We start from the raw sequence: 15,349 nt of genomic DNA, 5'->3' as shown, positions 1-15,349 counted from the left end.
ACGATTCGTTGGGGGCGCACTGGGCGGACGCTATGATCGAATCGTCTCCTCCATGACATCTCCTTGACATGGGACTCGGCCTCGCTACGCTAAGTGGCGAGGCCTTTTTTTCGTCTATCGTGGGGAGTGGAGAACCGGGCCGCAGGCGGCCCGGTAGTGGTGCGTCAGAACTTGTAGGTCGCGCCGATCTGGGCAAAACGCCCGACATAGGAGTACAGCGAGGTGTCGTAACCCGACTGGTAGCTGGCGTTCATGAAGGTCGGATCGAACGGCGGTGCGCGGTTGAAGATGTTGTCGACACCCGCATAGAGCGTCCAGTGCTTGATCCCCGTGTAGCTGAAGAACAGATTGAACTGGCTATAGGACGACACGCCGTCCTTCATGCCGGGATAGTTCCCCGACGGCAGAATGGCTTGCGCGTAAGGCCCGGTATAAACCCAGGTCAAGGTGGCATTCCACTTCTGGTAGTTCCAGTTCAGATCGGTATTGCCCTTCCAGCGCGGGAAGCTGGCGCCGAACGGCGTATTCTGCGCACCGTTGTTGCCGGCGAAATCGGTCGTGACGCCACCCACCGGCATTTTGAAGTGCCACACGTACGTCCAGTCTCCGGACAGGGTGAACGTGCCGATTTTGGTGGCCACCGATTGCCGGAACGTCGTTTCGAAGCCGTCCGTATCGAGCGACGCCAGGTTCTGGTACGGCAGCAAAACATACGCGATCGAGCCATTCGGGTTCCGGATGACCTTCGACGGATCGTTCTCATTCACCACGGACTGGATATCGTCCGTGCCGATCACGTTGTCGATGTGGATCTTGTACCAGTCGAAGCCGATGTCGGTGGTGCGGGTCGGCGACAACTGGAAGCCGAGGTTGTAGTTCCTGGTCCGCTCCGGTTGCAGGTTGCGCGAGCCCGCCTGGATTTCTTCACGCAACACATAAGCGCCCGGATCGTTCGGATCGTGCGGATCAATCGCTCCCTGGGCACCGAACGTTTTTGACGAGGTGTTTTCAATCAGCGTCGGCGCGCGGAAGCCGCGCGTGTACGACCCGTACATCGTCAATTGACGAACCGGCTGGAAGCGAAGCGCGAAACGCGGCGAGAACGCACCGCCGAAATCGCTGTAGTGATCGTAACGGCCGGACTGGCTGAAGGTCAGGTTCGTCAGGAGCGGAATATCGACCTGGTAATAGACCGCGGCCACGTTGCGTTCGCCGTCGACGGACTGGATCGACGGATTGACGTAGGTGCCGTTCACGTAGCCCGCGCCGGTGCCGATGTACTGACTCTGATGCAGGAACTGGGTGCCGAAACCGAGCCCGACGTCGCCGGTGGGCAGCGTGAACAGATGAGGTGTCGCCAGCGTGGCGTCAACCGCGTCGAGTTTCGTGATCGCCTGCGTCGAGGTGCTGCCGTACAACCCATTCAGGCCGTTCGGCGTCGCGGCCGGATTGGCAAAGTCGAACCCACCGTTCTGAATGATGTTGGTCAGCGCGTTCGCGTTGATCAGGTTGGAAAAGGTGTTCGACACCGTGTTCTGCGAATGCGTATACGCGGCGCTCCAGTCCCAGTCTCCAATGCCGGGGGTGGTGAACGAGCCCTTCACACCCGTAGCGGCGCGCCAGAAATTGGAACTCGTGCGCACCGACTGCGTGGCCGGGAACGCGTAGCGAAGCTGCGTCGGCACGCCGAACGGGTTGTAGGGATTGCTTGCAGGCACAACGTTCGAGATCAGGTTGACGCCGCCGGTGGCGGGATCGTAAGTCTGCGTGCTGGAACTCAACCGTCCGACGAAATTGTTGGTGTTGGTCGTATTGTTGCTTTCCCACAGATCGGCGAACGCCTGCATCGCGTCGTTGATCTTGAAGTCGGCGTGGACCTTTGCGCTCAGGCGTTCGGTCCACGGCGAAAGGGAGGTCGCGTAGGCGGTGTTGTTCTGGCAGACGGTGCCGCCGGAACCATAAGTCTGCGCATTGGCATTGGCCGGCGCGACCGTGCCGCCGTTGGGGCAAGGACTCAGCGGCACGTTGCCGATGCCGTTGCCGCGCCGCCAGTACGACGGCGACTGGTTCGAGAGGCCGCCGGGCTGATTCGAGAAATCCTGGTTCTGCGTCGTATCGCGGTCGGAGGCCAGAAAGCCGTTCGATTTGTAGTAACTGAGCGCGGCCGTCACGTTGAACCGGTCCGAATTCAGATCGCCGATACCGCCCAGGATACTGAAGCGGGTCGTGCCCTGGCCGCCGCCGTTCTGCGTGGCGCCGCCGTAGCTGCCGCCCAGTTCCAGGCCCTGAAAGTTGTGCTTGGTGATGATGTTCACCACACCGGCAATGGCGTCGGAACCGTACTGCGAGACGGCGCCGGTCTTCACGATTTCAATGCGATCGATGATGTTCAGCGGCAACGTATTGACGTCGAAAAACTGATCGGTCCCGTTGACGGCGAATGCGTAAGGCGCGACACGCTGCCCGTCGACCAGCACCAGCGTGTACTTTTCGCTGAGGCCGCGCAATGCGATGCCCGCGCCGCCCGGCGCGAAGCTGTTGGTCGATCCCTCGCCCCAGCTGCTGGCCGAATTGGCGGACACGTTGCGCAGGTAGTCGGCCACATTGGTATAGCCGCTGTTTTCTATGTCCTTCGCCGTGATCTTCTGAACCTGATTGAAGCCCACCTTGTCGGCGCTGCGAATCAGCGATCCGGTCACTTCGAAGGTCTTGATCTGTTGAACCTTCTCTTTGGACGCGGTCGCCGGGGTTGTGGCCGGGCTCGTGGCCGGTGGCGTAGCGCTATTGACAGACGGTGTCGCGGCCGTATTTCCCGCCGCAGTAGGCTGGCTCTGCGCGAATGCCGGTACGGCGAGCGCAGCCGAAAACGCCAACTCGGCCCAGATTATTCTTTTTATGGCTAATGCCAATGCACGCTGTTTCAATTTTTCCCCTTTCTCGCTTGTAAATAGAGCTACGCCAAAAATGGTTGGCGAGGTCTCGTGAACCTCACCACGCGATTGGCGGCGATATTGCGCCGCACCATATAAAGCTGTCCCATCCATTCACTTCGCCTCGCGCTGATTTACCGTGCGCGAAGCTGAAGGCGAACAGACGGGACACGCTAAATTTCAACGTGTCGGATTACCGGGTGATGGAAATGAAAGTGCTTCGTTTTCTCGTGTCTCACTCAGGCATGGCCGAAACTGCGACCTATCGTTTTAACGTCAACTTCGTCTGCTCAAGCGGCATGGGGGCGTATAGCGGGAATGCTGAAACCTCGTTTTCGGGAATAAAAAGGCCTGAAAAACATATGCAATCAGCCTACTTTCGTCCGACAGGTTTCATACTTTTTTCCATGCGGCACATTACAGACCCTCTTGGGATCGTGAAGATATCAAGAAAAAAAATTACATAGCAAACTTTTTTTGATAAAAATACAAAAAGTTTCATGAAGAGGAAGTACGGATTTTAAAAATGAAAGGTATTGGTAATTTTATTTATGCGATTCGAATGCGTCGCGATTGCGCGAATAGCGCGCGAGGTGAGCGGGTTAATGTGCTGGGCCGAAAAAATCTGAAGCGGTTGAAGCGAGTTGTAGAAAGTAATCGGTGGAATTCTGTTGGTTTTATGGAATGGCGGAAGATAGGAATCGAATCGACGGGGTTGCTCGCGCGACGGTGTTTTTTGAAGAGATATTGCTCGACGGTGAATGTCGTCTATCGGCGCGAATATCGCGCGTGCGATTGGGATTTTGCGCCCCAACCGTATTCTGTTTTATCGCCGGAACTGACAGCTTCGCGAGAAAGCGTTCGAAAAGCGGGGCGGTTTTCGCGTGCGCCACCAAGTCTCTCTGCTGGCCGCGTGCGACGCGCGAAGCCCTTGGCGTGAAATCGCGGTCACGCCGGTTCATGCGCGCTCATGCAGATGGCTGACATTTTTCACATGCTAGGATGATCCGCGACGCGATTCACGGCGAGGTCGAGCAGGCAATGGCAACTCTTTATGAAACGCTTGGCGTGCCCACGCACGCCACCGACGACGAAATCAAGCGGGCCTACCGCAAGGCCGCGATGAAGTGGCACCCGGACCGCAACAGCGGCGCGGAAGACGTTGCGCGCGCCACTTTTCAGGAGATCAAGGACGCGTACGCGCTCCTCTCCGACGCCGCGCAACGCAAGGTGTACGACGCCGTCTACGCCGAGCAGATGCGCGGTTGGGAGGCGCAGCGTACGCGTCAGCAACGGGCTCAGGCGGAGCGCGAAGCAGCAGCGCGAGCCGCCGACGAAGTGGCCTACGCGGAGATGGTGTCGCTCGCCATGCGTTTCGCCGACGAAGGCCACAACCGCGACGTGCTGTTCGGCGTGTTGCTCGGGCGCCGCTGCGAGGCGCGGCGAGCCGCGCAGATCGCGGACAGCGTGGCGGCCTTGCAGAGGGCGCGGCGCGAGACGGCAGCGGCGGCAGCGAAGGTTGACGTGGAGGTTGCGACTGCCGAAGCCGCGTTCGACAACAACGCAAAGCCTGCTTCGGCGCAGGCGGCGGCTTCAGGTTCGGCTTCCGCGCAACCGGGCACCGCGACGCGTGAAGCGCCGGCGAATCGCGCGGGCCGCGGCAAGCGCGAGGACACGCGTGACGACAAGCGCGAAGAACAGCATGAAGACAAACCCACCGACCCCACTTCCGCCGCGCATCCCGCCGGTGTACTCGGGGGTCTCTGGTTTCAATTCCTGAACGGCTTGCGGTTCTGACGCATCACGCGGGCTGGTTCGTGAGTCGCGCCAGTTCGGCCGCGAGGTCGTCGATATAAGGATCGTTGAGTCCGCAATCGACGAGCGCGGTTTGTAGCTTGAACACGTACTCGGCATTGGTGCCGAACAGGCCCGTCGCGACCGCCATCGACGCGCCGATCGTCGACGCCCGCGCGTCGCCTTCGTATTGCTGATCCTGCGGCTCGGCCACGAAGGCGATCGCCTGGACTTGCGTGCCGTCTTCGAGCGTCACGGGTGCCCAGGTCGGACGATACGCGCCGGTCACCATCTCGCGAATCCACAGAATCCGCAATTCTTCGACGAGCGTCGCGCCGCACAGGCGCAGCGCGACGCCTTGCGTGCTGCCGCCCGGTTCGAGTGCGAGCATGCGACCCGGCTGTTCAGGCGTTGCACGGCCCGCGATCAGCCGGATGCAGAAACTGCGATGCCAACCATGCAGTGTCGCGATGCGACGGCAGTCGAAGTCGGAGATCGGATTCCACATCAGCGAGCCATAAGCGAACACCCAGACCTCGCCGTCGTCCGGACGCTGGCGCAGCGTTTGCGCGAGCGACGCGTCGATCCGCTCCTGGGTCCAGAGCATTTCTTTGGGCAGCGAATCGAAGCTCTCGAGATAGGCGCCCGAGCTGATGGCGTTTCTGTTCAACATCCGATGGTCCCGTCATGGTGTGCCGCGCGCGGGGTTCAGGCCGCATCGGCGTAAAAGATCACCACCAGTATGAACGTGACGGCCGCCCGGAAAAATCCGTCTGACGGAAATGCTGTGTCGCCGTGATGGCGACAATCGCTGCCGACCTTTTGCCGTGTAGTTAGCGAATCCCCAAGCCGCCGCTACGTCTTCAGCATCGCTGATTGTCGCGTTTCAGGCCGCTCAGTCACGACCTGGAGGCTCTTTATCCGCCCCGTCGCCGTCGCCAGAATGACGCCTTTGAGTGCTGGTGCTTCGCGGGCGCGTCCGGCCGGCGCTCGTGGTTCGCCACGCCATGCCACGGCCGGATTTCGGGGAAGGACTGATCGATGAAAACTGTAACGTCACACGGCGAGGCCAGCGCCAAACCGCTGATTCTTGCCGCCGTCTGTTTATCCGCGCTGGTGCTGCCGCTGGCGTTCTCGGGCGGCGCGGTCGCTACACCCGCGATCGGGCGCGATCTGGGCGGCAGCGCGGGCGCGCTCACCTGGATCACGAACGCCTTCATGCTGAGCTTCGGCAGCCTGCTGATGGCGGCCGGCGCGCTCGCCGATCAGTTCGGCCGCAAGCGGCTTTTCGTGGCCGGGCTGGGCGGTTTTATCGTGGCGTCGGTGGCGCTGAGTCTGGCGCCTTCGGTGGCCTGGCTCGATGCGTTGCGCGCGCTGCAGGGCGTCGCGGCGGCGGCGTCGCTGGCGAGCGGATCCGCGGCGCTTGCGCAGGAATTCACCGGCCACGCCCGCACGCGCGCGTTCAGCCTGCTGGGGACGAGTTTCGGTCTCGGCCTCGCATTCGGTCCGCTAATGGCGGGTGCGTTGATCACGCACTTCGGCTGGCGCGCGATCTTCGTGGCGATCGCCGCGATCGGCGCGCTCGCGTTCGTGTTCGGCGTGCCGCGCATGCGCGAAACACGCGACCCGGCCGCCACCGGTCTCGACTGGCCCGGCACGCTGAGCTTCACCGGCACGCTCGGGCTCTTCACCGTTGCGGTGATTCAGGCGCCGCAAGCCGGTTGGTCCAGCGCGCTGGTGGTCGGCCTGCTGGGCGCGTCGGCGGTCATGCTGGCCGTGTTCGTGACGGTGGAACTGCACGTCGCCAGGCCGATGCTGGATCTGAGCCTGTTTCGCTATCCGCGTTTCGTGGGGGTGCAGATTCTGCCGGTCGGCACCTGCTACTGCTACATCGTGCTGATCGTGATGTTGCCGCTGCGTTTTATCGGCGCGGAGGGTCTCAGCGAAATGGAGGCGGGCCTGCTGATGATCGCGTTGTCGGCACCGTTGCTTGCCGTGCCGCTGCTGGTTGCTGCGTTGACGCGGTGGATATCGGCGGGCGTGCTGTCGGGGCTCGGTTTTCTGATCGCCGCAGCGGGACTTTACTGGCTGAGCTGTGTCGACATCGGCGCATCGCGCGGGTCCGCGATTGTGCCGATGCTGATCGTCGGCATCGGCGCGGGGATGCCATGGGGTTTGATGGACGGACTATCGGTGAGTGTCGTCCCGAAGGAGCGCGCGGGCATGGCCACGGGCATTTTCAGCACGACGCGGGTGGCGGGCGAAGGCATTGCGCTCGCGATCGTCACGGCGATACTCGCGGGCCTCGCGCAACACAGCCTTACGCGAATAACAGCGGACGGCAGCCCTGCGATGACAGAGCGCATTGCCGAAGCCGCGCAGCGTTTGACCACGGGCGACCTGGCAAGCGCCGCCGCGAGTTTGCCGCAAATCAGCCGGCACGAACTCGCGCTCAGCTATACGCAGGCGTTCACGAGTTTGCTGCACGTATTGATCGTGATCACGCTGCTGTCCGCGTGTGCGTCGTTCGCGTTTTTGAGCCGCACGGGAGCGCAGCAGAACGAACAAGACAACGAGCCATCGCAAGAGGCCGAAGAATCCGCCGTGGTGTGACGAAAGACAGGTTGGCCGCCAGACCATAGACGTAGGCCGATTTGATAGAGACCTCGGCCTTTAGCGCGGCAAGCCGCGCTTCTAGAATCAAAGACACGTTCTTACCGTTCGCGACGCGAGTCGAGCGAATGCCGTTCCGTTCTGACCTATCTCCACCATCAGGCAATCCCTCACGCGGTCTTTCACGCAGTCCCTCCACGAGGTACGACGCTCATGTTCACTTTCATTATTGTCGTCGCAGTGGCGGCCTTCGTTCCCTACGTCGCGGCGCCGGGCATTGCGAACGGCGTCAAGGCAGTTAGCAAGCCTGCCGCAGCCGCCATGCAGTTCGAGCCGACTCTTCCCGCGACGGTGCAAGGCAGCGACGCGGCTAATCGGATCGTGTCGGAGAGGCGCGACAGCGAGGCCGCGAGTTGACGAGATTGATGCGCCGCAGTCATGTGACGAAACGCAGCGTATCGGCGCATGAGCGACAGCTTAATGAAAGCATGGTTGTTCACGCTGCTACACTGGCGGGCAGAAGCATTGCGCGGCGCCGGAGAGTCGAGTCCCCTGGTACAACTTCCCGTAGCGCCATCAATCAGGTCATCGTAGTGTCACGAGGGCGCAAGACTGCGACGGCAGAATGCTGCACAGAAGCAAAAATATATGGGTACGGGGTGAGCGTGACCAGAAAATATAAGGTGCTGTTTCTCTGCCGTGAGAATTCAGCAAGCAGCATTATTGCCGAAGCTTTATTGCGGGAACTAGCGGGACACCGTTTCGATGCATTCAGCGCGGGGCCGGAACCGGCCGCGCGGGTTCATCCATTTGCCGTGGCGCAATTGCGGCCGGGCATTTCGGAACTCGGCGTACTCGGCGCCAAAAGCTGGCTGGAATTCACCGGCGAGTGGGCACCGCGAATGGATGTCATCGTGGCCATGGACGACTTCGTCGCCGCGCCTTACGCGCCTGTCTTTCCGGGGGAACCGGCTTTGTATCGCTGGAGCTTTGCCGATCCGCTGGCGGACGACGTTTCGGAGGCGGAACGCGGGCGGCTGTTCGACAAACTGTTCTGGCAAATCGTGCGGCAGATCAGCGCATTCATTCAATTGCCGCAATACACGGTGCCGCCGCAACTCACCACCTGCAACGCGTGAGCGCCGGATTAACGATTGTTCGAACGGGCCAGCGGGCTGCCTGCGAACGGATCGTTTTTCCAGTCCACGTTTTTCTTCGGCTGCGGAGTGGGCGCCGGCGCTGCCGACAATTCAAAGTGGTCGATTGATTGCCCTGCGCTGATTGCCTGTTTGAGCCACTGCGGCATGTCGCCCTGGCCGTCCCAGCTATCTCCGGTCGCGCTACGGTAGCGTGCGTCCTTTTGAGCTGCGGGCTCGGCCGCCAATATCGCAGCCAGATCTTCCGGCTCGATACCAAACTCTTCCATGCGATGGCGGAGATACGCAATCATGCTATCTCGCTTCCTTTCGTCCATAAGATATTCGTCCTTCTAAAGCGTCCGGCGTTCTGTCAGTTACAGATTGCAAGGAAAAGCCGCGTAAGCCTGTAGCCCATCTAAATGGGGCCGGCCCGCGGTCGGGTTATCGATTGAAGGAAATGCTTCTGGCAGCGTTAAATAACGTTGCTCCGTAAATTGCGGTACTGCATTTGTCCGGTCAGGCTGCCATTAATACCAGCTATGCCGATCGGCACGATCAAGCACATTCAGCGCGTATTCCGGCGCACTGCCTGACGGCAGATAAGGCTGGATAAGCCTTGCGGCCGCCTGGGAACGAACGATGTTGACGATGCGCTGAGTGCGTCCGGCTGGTTTCACGTCCACGCTTCCGTCTCTCGCCGGTGCCTCGCGTGGGGCCGTTTTTTTACGTTATGGCAGCATCATAACGCACTGCGCGGGCAACGCACGCGCTGGTTTGTCGGATTTTGTTCGCGAGTGCGGCTAAGCGAACCGGTCCGACGGCAAATCGCATAGCTTGCGAGTCGGAGATTGAATTCCTGAGCGGCCGACCTATAACGGAACAGCGGAGCCAAAATCCGCGTTTCCAGCCTGTGGCGATCGATTCCGGCGCGCCGCGAGAACGCGTCCGACATCGGTTGCAGGTCTGGCAATGAATAGTTCGTTTAGTTCGGTGACTCGCCGCAGCAGTCATGCATTAGCAATGACTCGTCCGTCGGCCCGATTGGGCGGCCAGGCGTTTTTTCGCGGATCAATTCTTTGGGAGGACGAGTTCTGCTGCGCCGGATTCGAGGAGTCTGGACATGAAATTTTATCTATGGGTCGCAATGGCAAGCGCGGTTCTGCTGCTCGTGCCGGTGAGTGTCGGCGCGCTGCAGACGGATAGCGGCGAAGGCGACGGTATGTCGGGCCGCACGCTGATGCAACAGAACGCGAACGAATCGGTGCAAGCAACCACCGACATGTCGTTCGGAGAAGCGGGACAGCCCGTGCAGCGCGTGCGGAACGCGTCTTATGGCGGCGTGGCCGCGGGGCAATCGGAAATGGGCGGCCGGCAGAGCCAGCCGTGTTCTTCCGGGCCATTATGCCGGGTTTATTTTGGTCAATGAAAAGGGCCGGCGGGCGAAGGTGCGGTGCGCGTGACAGACATCGCAACTTCGCACCGCTTTCATGCAAATCCCCCGATGACATCGTTAAGAAGCAGCGCTCGCGTGCGCTTGCGCAAGCGCTATGCCCACGCGCCAGGACCGCATCAATAACCCCACGCGCGACTGCGATTTTTCGGGGCGGTCAGCGAGCGGTTTAATACGATGTTATGGTGTGCGCATACTGGTTTTCACTCACTGAGTTCCGGTGACGCAATCTCTGGCAGGTCCACAGGACCTGCTTTTTTATTCAGGGTGGGCAGTCCGCGACTCGATTAGCCCGGCACTGCCGCTCCAATCCCACTCGTTGTTAAGTAACCCGCAAACAATACTATGTTGATGGAAGATAATCTGCCGTCGAGCCACGCCTCGACGGACGATGGTGCATCGTCGTCCGTGCGTTCGTGGCTCGCGGTCGGCGCCGTTGCAATCGGCGCTTTTGCCTTCGTGACCACCGAATTTTTGCCGGTCGGATTGTTGCCGCGCGTCGCGGCGGATCTGGGCGTCTCGCCGGGCACTGCCGGGTTGATGGTCACCGTGCCCGGCGTGATCGCGGCGATTTCGGCGCCGGGTCTGATGCTGGTGGCGGGGCGCATGGATCGGCGGCGCGTTTTTCTGCTGCTCACCGCGTTGCTGCTGGCGTCGAATCTGATCTCCGCCTTTGCGCCGGATTTCCTTTTCATGCTGGTGGGCCGTGCGTTGCTCGGCGCCGCGTTGGGCGGTTTCTGGACGCTGGCTACGGCGGCGTCAGGCCGCCTCGTGCGGCCGAAAGATTCCGCGCGCGCCATGGCGACGATATTGACTGGCGTAACGTGCGCAACGGTGATCGGCGTGCCGCTCGGCACGTTCATCGCGAGTTTCGCATCGTGGCGTGCTTCGTTCATGGCGACCGGGGTGCTGGTTGCGGTGGCGCTCGTCGCGCAGTTCTTCTTCGTGCCGTCGTTGCCGTCGAATGCGGCATTGCGCCTGCACGATCTCGTGACGTTGCTGCGCCGTTCGCATCCGCGTAAAAGCATGCTGATGGTGGCGCTGGTGTTCGGCGCGCATTTCTCGTCGTACACGTACATCACGCCATTCCTGTTGCGCAATGCGAATCTGAACATGTCCACGATTACCTGGCTGCTGCTCGGTTTCGGCATTATCGGGTTCGTCTCCAACTTCGCGGTGTCGTCCACGGTCACGCGCAATCTGAAGATCTCGCTGGGTGTGATGGTGTCGCTGCTGATGGTCGCGTTGGTATCGTTGCCGCTGTTGCAGCATTCGTCGATTGGCGTAACGGCGCTCGTGCTCGCGTGGGGCGTTTCGTTCGGCGCATTGCCGTTGTGTTTCAGTATCTGGATTCAGCGCGCCACGCCGGATTCGCCGGAAGCCGGGTCGGCTTTGTTCGTCAGCATCATTCAGGTGGCGATCGCACTCGGCTCGCTGGTGGGCGGGATGGTGGTCGATCACGTCGGGATTTCGGCCGATCTTCTGCTTGGTAGCGCGCTCGCCTTGCTGGGGCTCGGTGTGTTGCTGAGTTTCGGGCGGGGGGAGCAGGGTGCGACGGTTGCGGCTGGGGTGGCTGAGGCGGTAACTCATTCGGCCAGCAAGGTCGCCAACAAGGTGGCCAATAAGCCGACAGGCAAGCCGGTCAGCGAGCCCACAGCGACAACGGTAGCGTGTCCCGCCTGTACTGACTAACAGCGTCGACGCCGTGCGTAACCGCATGCTTCATGGCGGCATGATCCTCCAACACATGCCACAGCCACACGGCACGCAAAATGCTACCCAGCGGATGTGGATCACAACCGTTGGAGGCAGCCATGCGAGCAGCAAAACCGGGCTCTTACGCAGACAGCCTGAGCACCGTCCCGGACACAGCGAGCCCAGCGTACGCGGCACGCCACCCCATCACGCGCGCTTTCGATACCTTCGCCAGTTCGGTCACGCGGCTGGCCGGCTCACCGGTTGCATTCGGCGTCGCGGCAATCACGGTGATCGTCTGGGGCGTGACGGGTCCGCTATTCCACTTTTCCGACGGCTGGCAACTGGTGATCAATACCGGCACGACCATCATTACCTTTTTGATGGTCTTTCTGATCCAGCAAAGTCAGAACAAGGACAGCGTGGCGGTGCATCTGAAGCTGAATGAACTGCTCGCGTCGCATCGCGCGGCGAACGATCAATTGATCGGCATTGAAGACGCATCCGAAGACGAGCTTCGACGACTCGCGGCCGCTTATTTGCGGCTGGCGAGCCGGGCGCAGGGTGACGATCAGGAAAGTATCGACGTCGATGCATGCATGGAAAAGCCGGTGAAGTCGCGGGGATAAACGTGACTCAAACGCGACTCATATGACGAGCACAGCTTCGATACTTGCCGCGAGGGACGTTTCGATCAGCGCAGCACCAGGACCGGCGAACCGGTGTAGTTCACACGAAGCACATTGCCTTCAGGCGTCATGATGCGAGGGATGTCGGTGGGGCGTGGTGATATGGGCTTTTTAAAGGTGTCCGCCACGCGTTTGCCCGGAGCGGATCTCGTAACCGGATCCGCAACCCGACGCGGCGTTGCTCTCGATGCATGGTGGGGAATGAGCGGCGTCTTGCCCGCCATACCCTTGCCGCTAACGGATGGCTGCGGGAGCCGCGCTTCCGGCGGGTTCCAGATCTCGATGTAGTGCTCGCCGGCTACCGCTGTCGAAGCGAACGCCAGCAGCACAGCACCTCGGATCGCAAATCGAAACATGTTTTCTCCTTGGGCTTGCCCCACGTTTGCGGAGCGTCACGACTACGCGGCGTGGCTCGCGAGATCCCGCACCACGGTTCGTGGGCAGGTTCGGACATCCATCGGGAGGCACTGTACATCCATACAGGTTTTTGCGCAATCCTGTGATTGCCGGATGGCCAATCCGGGTCCCCGATGAACTGCCCGCGCCTGCAATCGACAATGGGCGCGAAGTGCTGCCGCACACATGCTTTTTCGTCAAAGCGGACTGCATGGCTCTTGCGGCTCGCTGAAAAAATTGGGCATCTAGTCCACCGTTTATCGAGTCTGGTGCGCCGAAGTTTTCAGGGGGAGATCGCCCATGTCGATCTACTTAACGTTATGTGTCAACGAAAGAGAAATGTTCGGGACGGCGAAATATAGTGTGGCCGGAATTGGTCGCATCCTGACGACTCCGCACATGAAGTAGCAGACTGTCATCTCCGGTTAATTAAATTTTGGTAGCCACCGAAATTCCATCCACTAGCGCATAGGCAACGCTCGTACTGCACCGCAGCCTGGCCACACTCCGTTAACCGACCGTAATCGCTCGTGGTTTTTTCTTCTGGCTACGCGCGTCGCGATTCGTTATGCTGCGATTCACCGGTGCAGGGATGGCACATATCGGTTATGCAATTAGCACAATTTCTTTAAAGTTAATTGAAAGCCGTTATGCTTTAGAGCGCATATCGAGGATATGCGAAATGCGTGCGCTAATCCGCCTCCCGACATCCGATTCAGCTATACGCTATATAAGAAATTGCGGCCTCGCCGCGTTGCTCTACAAGAAAAGAAGTCGTCCGCGAGGCGCTCGCGGACGGCCAAATTTATAGACCAGCTTCCGGGGTGCGCATGGATCCGTTCGTTCGTCTCAATCTGCTAGGCTCGTCCGCGGCAATGCATGCGATGAGACGGCAAATCGAAAAGATCGCCAGCGTGGAAGTGCCGGTCACGGTGCTCGGCGAGACCGGCACCGGCAAGGAAATGGCCGTGCGGGCGATTCATTATCTCGGCGAGCGAAAGCAACGCGCCTTTGTGCCGGTCAATTGCGGCGCGTTGCCGGAAATGCTGGTGGAAAGCGAATTGTTCGGCCATGAACGCGGTGCATTCACCGACGCGAAACTCGACAGTTCGGGACTGATCGGCGAGGCCGACGGCGGCACGCTGTTCCTCGACGAAATCGACGCGCTCGGGCTCAAGGCGCAGGCGTCGCTGCTGCGCTTTCTGCAGGACGGCACGTATCGCCGCGTGGGTGGAACGCGCATCCGCCAGGCGAACGTCCGCATCATCGTCGCGACCAATGCGAACCTCGCCGAACTGGTCGAGGCGCGTCAATTCCGGCGCGATCTGCTGTACCGGCTCGACGTCGTCACGCTGCGCATTCCGCCGCTGCGCGAACGCGGGGACGACATGGTCGAACTCGCGCAAGTCTTTCTCGACCGCTTGCGCAGCCGCTATTCGCGGCAGGAAATGCGCTTCGACGCCGAGTCGCTGGCGTATCTTCACGCGCATTCGTGGCCGGGCAATGTTCGCGAACTGGAGAACGCGGTCCATCGCGCGTTTCTGCTCGCCGACAGTCATCTCGTGTCGCTCGGCCCGGCAACGGCGTCAGCAGCGGCAGCGGCTGCGATTGCGGCTTTGGCGAGTTCGGCCGACGGTGGCGCCGACGTGCCGCGCGGGTTCAAGACAGAAAAGGCCGCGGCGATTGCCAGCTTCGAGGTCAACTATCTGCGCCGCCTGCTGGAGGAGTCGAACGGCAATCTGTCGCTCGCGGCGCGGCTCGCCGGCGAGGAGCGCAGCGCGTTCGGTAAGCTGGTTCGCAAACACGGCCTGGCCCGTGACCGCTCGAATTGACGGACAGGCCCATCCGGCGCTGTCGGCGCAGTGATCGACGGATCGCATCGTGATCGGAGATCTGACGCGAATCGCCGCGCTGCAAATCCTTCGCTATCTGCTCGATCATCCGGCAGCGGCCGATACTGTCGAAGGCGTGCACTTCGTCTGGATCGGCACGGACGCCGCGGCGAATTCGCCCGATATCACGCAGGCCGCGCTCGAGTTGCTGTTCGAGCAAGGGCTGGTGGCGTGCGTGCCGATCGGCAACCGCCTGTTGTGGCGCGCACAGCGCGATTCAGGCGCGTTGGGTTGAGCTGAGCCTGGCGCTATCACTACGCGTTTGGAGCGGCCACGGTCGCCCACTTCGTCATCTTCTTCTTCCGATTTCCCCTCGACGCGAAGCAATGCTTCAGCGTTCGTTCGGTCATTACATCGACTCCACTTTGCTGATCGAGCGCTAGCGCGGGGAGCACGCTCGTCCGTTCTCGACGCTCGCCTGTTCGCGATTGCCGCAGGGTTCGATTCGACCCACAGCGAGGTGAATTTATCCCACCACGTTGTAGGTCGAAAACCCGCCGGATCGATCAGGCGTCACGGTGCCGAAGCGGGTTTTTTCGCACTCGTGCTTGCCATCGTTGTGGGTGAATTCGTACTCATCGCGCGACGCGGTCGGCGGCCGCCTCACGTGGCCGTGAGCCCCACGCAGCAAGGCTCGCGTCATATCATCCGCAAGCTGGCACAAAGCTTGTATGAAGAATGGACGAGAGAAGCATCCGATCAGGCTGGGTCTGGTTCGCCTTCTCTTTCTTAACCGATTGAAGCGAGGCGA

Annotated in this window: 15 protein-coding genes; 10 read left to right on the top strand and 5 right to left on the bottom strand. The window is 60.8% G+C overall.

Going from position 1 to position 15,349, the window contains the following annotated elements:
* Positions 1-164: 164 nt before the first annotated feature.
* Complete coding sequence (locus tag FA94_RS29655; protein ID WP_035558101.1) at positions 165-2,924, bottom strand: TonB-dependent receptor; 2,760 nt, start codon at positions 2,922-2,924, stop codon at positions 165-167.
* 209 nt (positions 2,925-3,133) lie between these two features.
* Between FA94_RS29655 and FA94_RS38880 the strand changes: the two genes are divergently transcribed.
* The gene (locus FA94_RS38880) at positions 3,134-3,397 is read left to right on the top strand and encodes a hypothetical protein (protein ID WP_156126735.1); all 264 of its coding nucleotides are present in this window, start codon (positions 3,134-3,136) and stop codon (positions 3,395-3,397) included.
* Positions 3,398-3,607: 210 nt separating this feature from the next.
* Here the strand turns inward: FA94_RS38880 and FA94_RS38875 are convergent, their stop codons facing one another.
* Positions 3,608-3,892: a hypothetical protein gene (locus FA94_RS38875; protein ID WP_156126734.1), complete on the bottom strand. Its 285-nt coding sequence runs from the start codon at positions 3,890-3,892 to the stop codon at positions 3,608-3,610.
* A gap of 79 nt (positions 3,893-3,971) precedes the next feature.
* On the opposite strand from FA94_RS38875, the gene FA94_RS29650 reads away from it, so the two are divergent.
* Entirely contained in the window at positions 3,972-4,727 is a 756-nt protein-coding gene (locus FA94_RS29650; RefSeq protein ID WP_051981360.1) for a J domain-containing protein, read from the top strand.
* Between the two features lie 4 nt (positions 4,728-4,731).
* On the opposite strand, the gene FA94_RS29645 is transcribed toward FA94_RS29650, so the two are convergent.
* On the bottom strand, positions 4,732-5,397 hold the full coding sequence (locus FA94_RS29645; protein ID WP_035558096.1) for a gamma-glutamylcyclotransferase: 666 nt from the start codon (positions 5,395-5,397) through the stop codon (positions 4,732-4,734).
* A 368-nt stretch (positions 5,398-5,765) separates the two neighbouring features.
* Here FA94_RS29645 and FA94_RS29640 point away from each other — a divergent pair, with 368 nt between their 5' ends.
* From FA94_RS29640 to FA94_RS29630, 3 genes are all read left to right on the top strand, one after another.
* The gene (locus FA94_RS29640; protein ID WP_035558093.1) at positions 5,766-7,337 is read left to right on the top strand and encodes an MFS transporter; all 1,572 of its coding nucleotides are present in this window, start codon (positions 5,766-5,768) and stop codon (positions 7,335-7,337) included.
* A gap of 213 nt (positions 7,338-7,550) precedes the next feature.
* On the top strand, positions 7,551-7,754 hold the full coding sequence (locus FA94_RS29635; RefSeq protein ID WP_035558090.1) for a hypothetical protein: 204 nt from the start codon (positions 7,551-7,553) through the stop codon (positions 7,752-7,754).
* Positions 7,755-8,002: 248 nt separating this feature from the next.
* Entirely contained in the window at positions 8,003-8,476 is a 474-nt protein-coding gene (locus FA94_RS29630) for an arsenate reductase/protein-tyrosine-phosphatase family protein (RefSeq protein ID WP_051981358.1), read from the top strand.
* Between the two features lie 8 nt (positions 8,477-8,484).
* On the opposite strand, the gene FA94_RS29625 is transcribed toward FA94_RS29630, so the two are convergent.
* Positions 8,485-8,811, bottom strand: coding sequence for an H-NS family nucleoid-associated regulatory protein (locus tag FA94_RS29625; RefSeq protein ID WP_081936234.1), 327 nt, complete (start codon positions 8,809-8,811; stop codon positions 8,485-8,487).
* 785 nt (positions 8,812-9,596) lie between these two features.
* On the opposite strand from FA94_RS29625, the gene FA94_RS29620 reads away from it, so the two are divergent.
* The 3 genes from FA94_RS29620 to FA94_RS29610 all read left to right on the top strand — a co-directional run bounded on the left by FA94_RS29620 (position 9,597) and on the right by FA94_RS29610 (position 12,250).
* Positions 9,597-9,902, top strand: a complete 306-nt coding sequence (locus FA94_RS29620; protein ID WP_035558084.1) for a hypothetical protein — start codon at positions 9,597-9,599, stop codon at positions 9,900-9,902.
* Between the two features lie 369 nt (positions 9,903-10,271).
* Positions 10,272-11,618: an MFS transporter gene (locus FA94_RS29615; RefSeq protein WP_231585057.1), complete on the top strand. Its 1,347-nt coding sequence runs from the start codon at positions 10,272-10,274 to the stop codon at positions 11,616-11,618.
* Between the two features lie 122 nt (positions 11,619-11,740).
* The gene (locus FA94_RS29610) at positions 11,741-12,250 is read left to right on the top strand and encodes a low affinity iron permease family protein (RefSeq protein ID WP_035558081.1); all 510 of its coding nucleotides are present in this window, start codon (positions 11,741-11,743) and stop codon (positions 12,248-12,250) included.
* A 65-nt stretch (positions 12,251-12,315) separates the two neighbouring features.
* Here the strand turns inward: FA94_RS29610 and FA94_RS29605 are convergent, their stop codons facing one another.
* A complete protein-coding gene (locus FA94_RS29605; protein ID WP_051980881.1) occupies positions 12,316-12,666 on the bottom strand; it encodes a hypothetical protein in 351 nt (116 codons plus the stop codon).
* 870 nt (positions 12,667-13,536) lie between these two features.
* Between FA94_RS29605 and FA94_RS29600 the strand changes: the two genes are divergently transcribed.
* The gene (locus FA94_RS29600; protein ID WP_035558078.1) at positions 13,537-14,538 is read left to right on the top strand and encodes a sigma 54-interacting transcriptional regulator; all 1,002 of its coding nucleotides are present in this window, start codon (positions 13,537-13,539) and stop codon (positions 14,536-14,538) included.
* A 49-nt stretch (positions 14,539-14,587) separates the two neighbouring features.
* Entirely contained in the window at positions 14,588-14,833 is a 246-nt protein-coding gene (locus FA94_RS29595) for a hypothetical protein (RefSeq protein ID WP_156126733.1), read from the top strand.
* The last annotated feature ends 516 nt before the right edge of the window (positions 14,834-15,349 follow it).

Source organism: Burkholderia sp. 9120, assembly GCF_000745015.1.
In the GTDB taxonomy this organism is placed as follows: Bacteria; Pseudomonadota; Gammaproteobacteria; order Burkholderiales; family Burkholderiaceae; genus Paraburkholderia.
This window is presented reverse-complemented; position numbering and strand designations above follow the sequence as displayed.

Excerpts from the sequence above, each read along its gene's own strand:
- FA94_RS38880 (WP_156126735.1), top strand. The coding sequence starts at position 3,134 with ATGGAAATGAAAGTGCTTCGTTTTCTCGTGTCTCACTCAGGCATGGCC.
- FA94_RS38875 (WP_156126734.1), bottom strand. The coding sequence starts at position 3,892 with ATGAACCGGCGTGACCGCGATTTCACGCCAAGGGCTTCGCGCGTCGCA.
- FA94_RS29650 (WP_051981360.1), top strand. The coding sequence starts at position 3,972 with ATGGCAACTCTTTATGAAACGCTTGGCGTGCCCACGCACGCCACCGAC.
- FA94_RS29645 (WP_035558096.1), bottom strand. The coding sequence starts at position 5,397 with ATGTTGAACAGAAACGCCATCAGCTCGGGCGCCTATCTCGAGAGCTTC.
- FA94_RS29640 (WP_035558093.1), top strand. The coding sequence starts at position 5,766 with ATGAAAACTGTAACGTCACACGGCGAGGCCAGCGCCAAACCGCTGATT.
- FA94_RS29635 (WP_035558090.1), top strand. The coding sequence starts at position 7,551 with ATGTTCACTTTCATTATTGTCGTCGCAGTGGCGGCCTTCGTTCCCTAC.
- FA94_RS29625 (WP_081936234.1), bottom strand. The coding sequence starts at position 8,811 with ATGGACGAAAGGAAGCGAGATAGCATGATTGCGTATCTCCGCCATCGC.
- FA94_RS29620 (WP_035558084.1), top strand. The coding sequence starts at position 9,597 with ATGAAATTTTATCTATGGGTCGCAATGGCAAGCGCGGTTCTGCTGCTC.
- FA94_RS29615 (WP_231585057.1), top strand. The coding sequence starts at position 10,272 with ATGTTGATGGAAGATAATCTGCCGTCGAGCCACGCCTCGACGGACGAT.
- FA94_RS29610 (WP_035558081.1), top strand. The coding sequence starts at position 11,741 with ATGCGAGCAGCAAAACCGGGCTCTTACGCAGACAGCCTGAGCACCGTC.
- FA94_RS29605 (WP_051980881.1), bottom strand. The coding sequence starts at position 12,666 with ATGTTTCGATTTGCGATCCGAGGTGCTGTGCTGCTGGCGTTCGCTTCG.
- FA94_RS29600 (WP_035558078.1), top strand. The coding sequence starts at position 13,537 with ATGGATCCGTTCGTTCGTCTCAATCTGCTAGGCTCGTCCGCGGCAATG.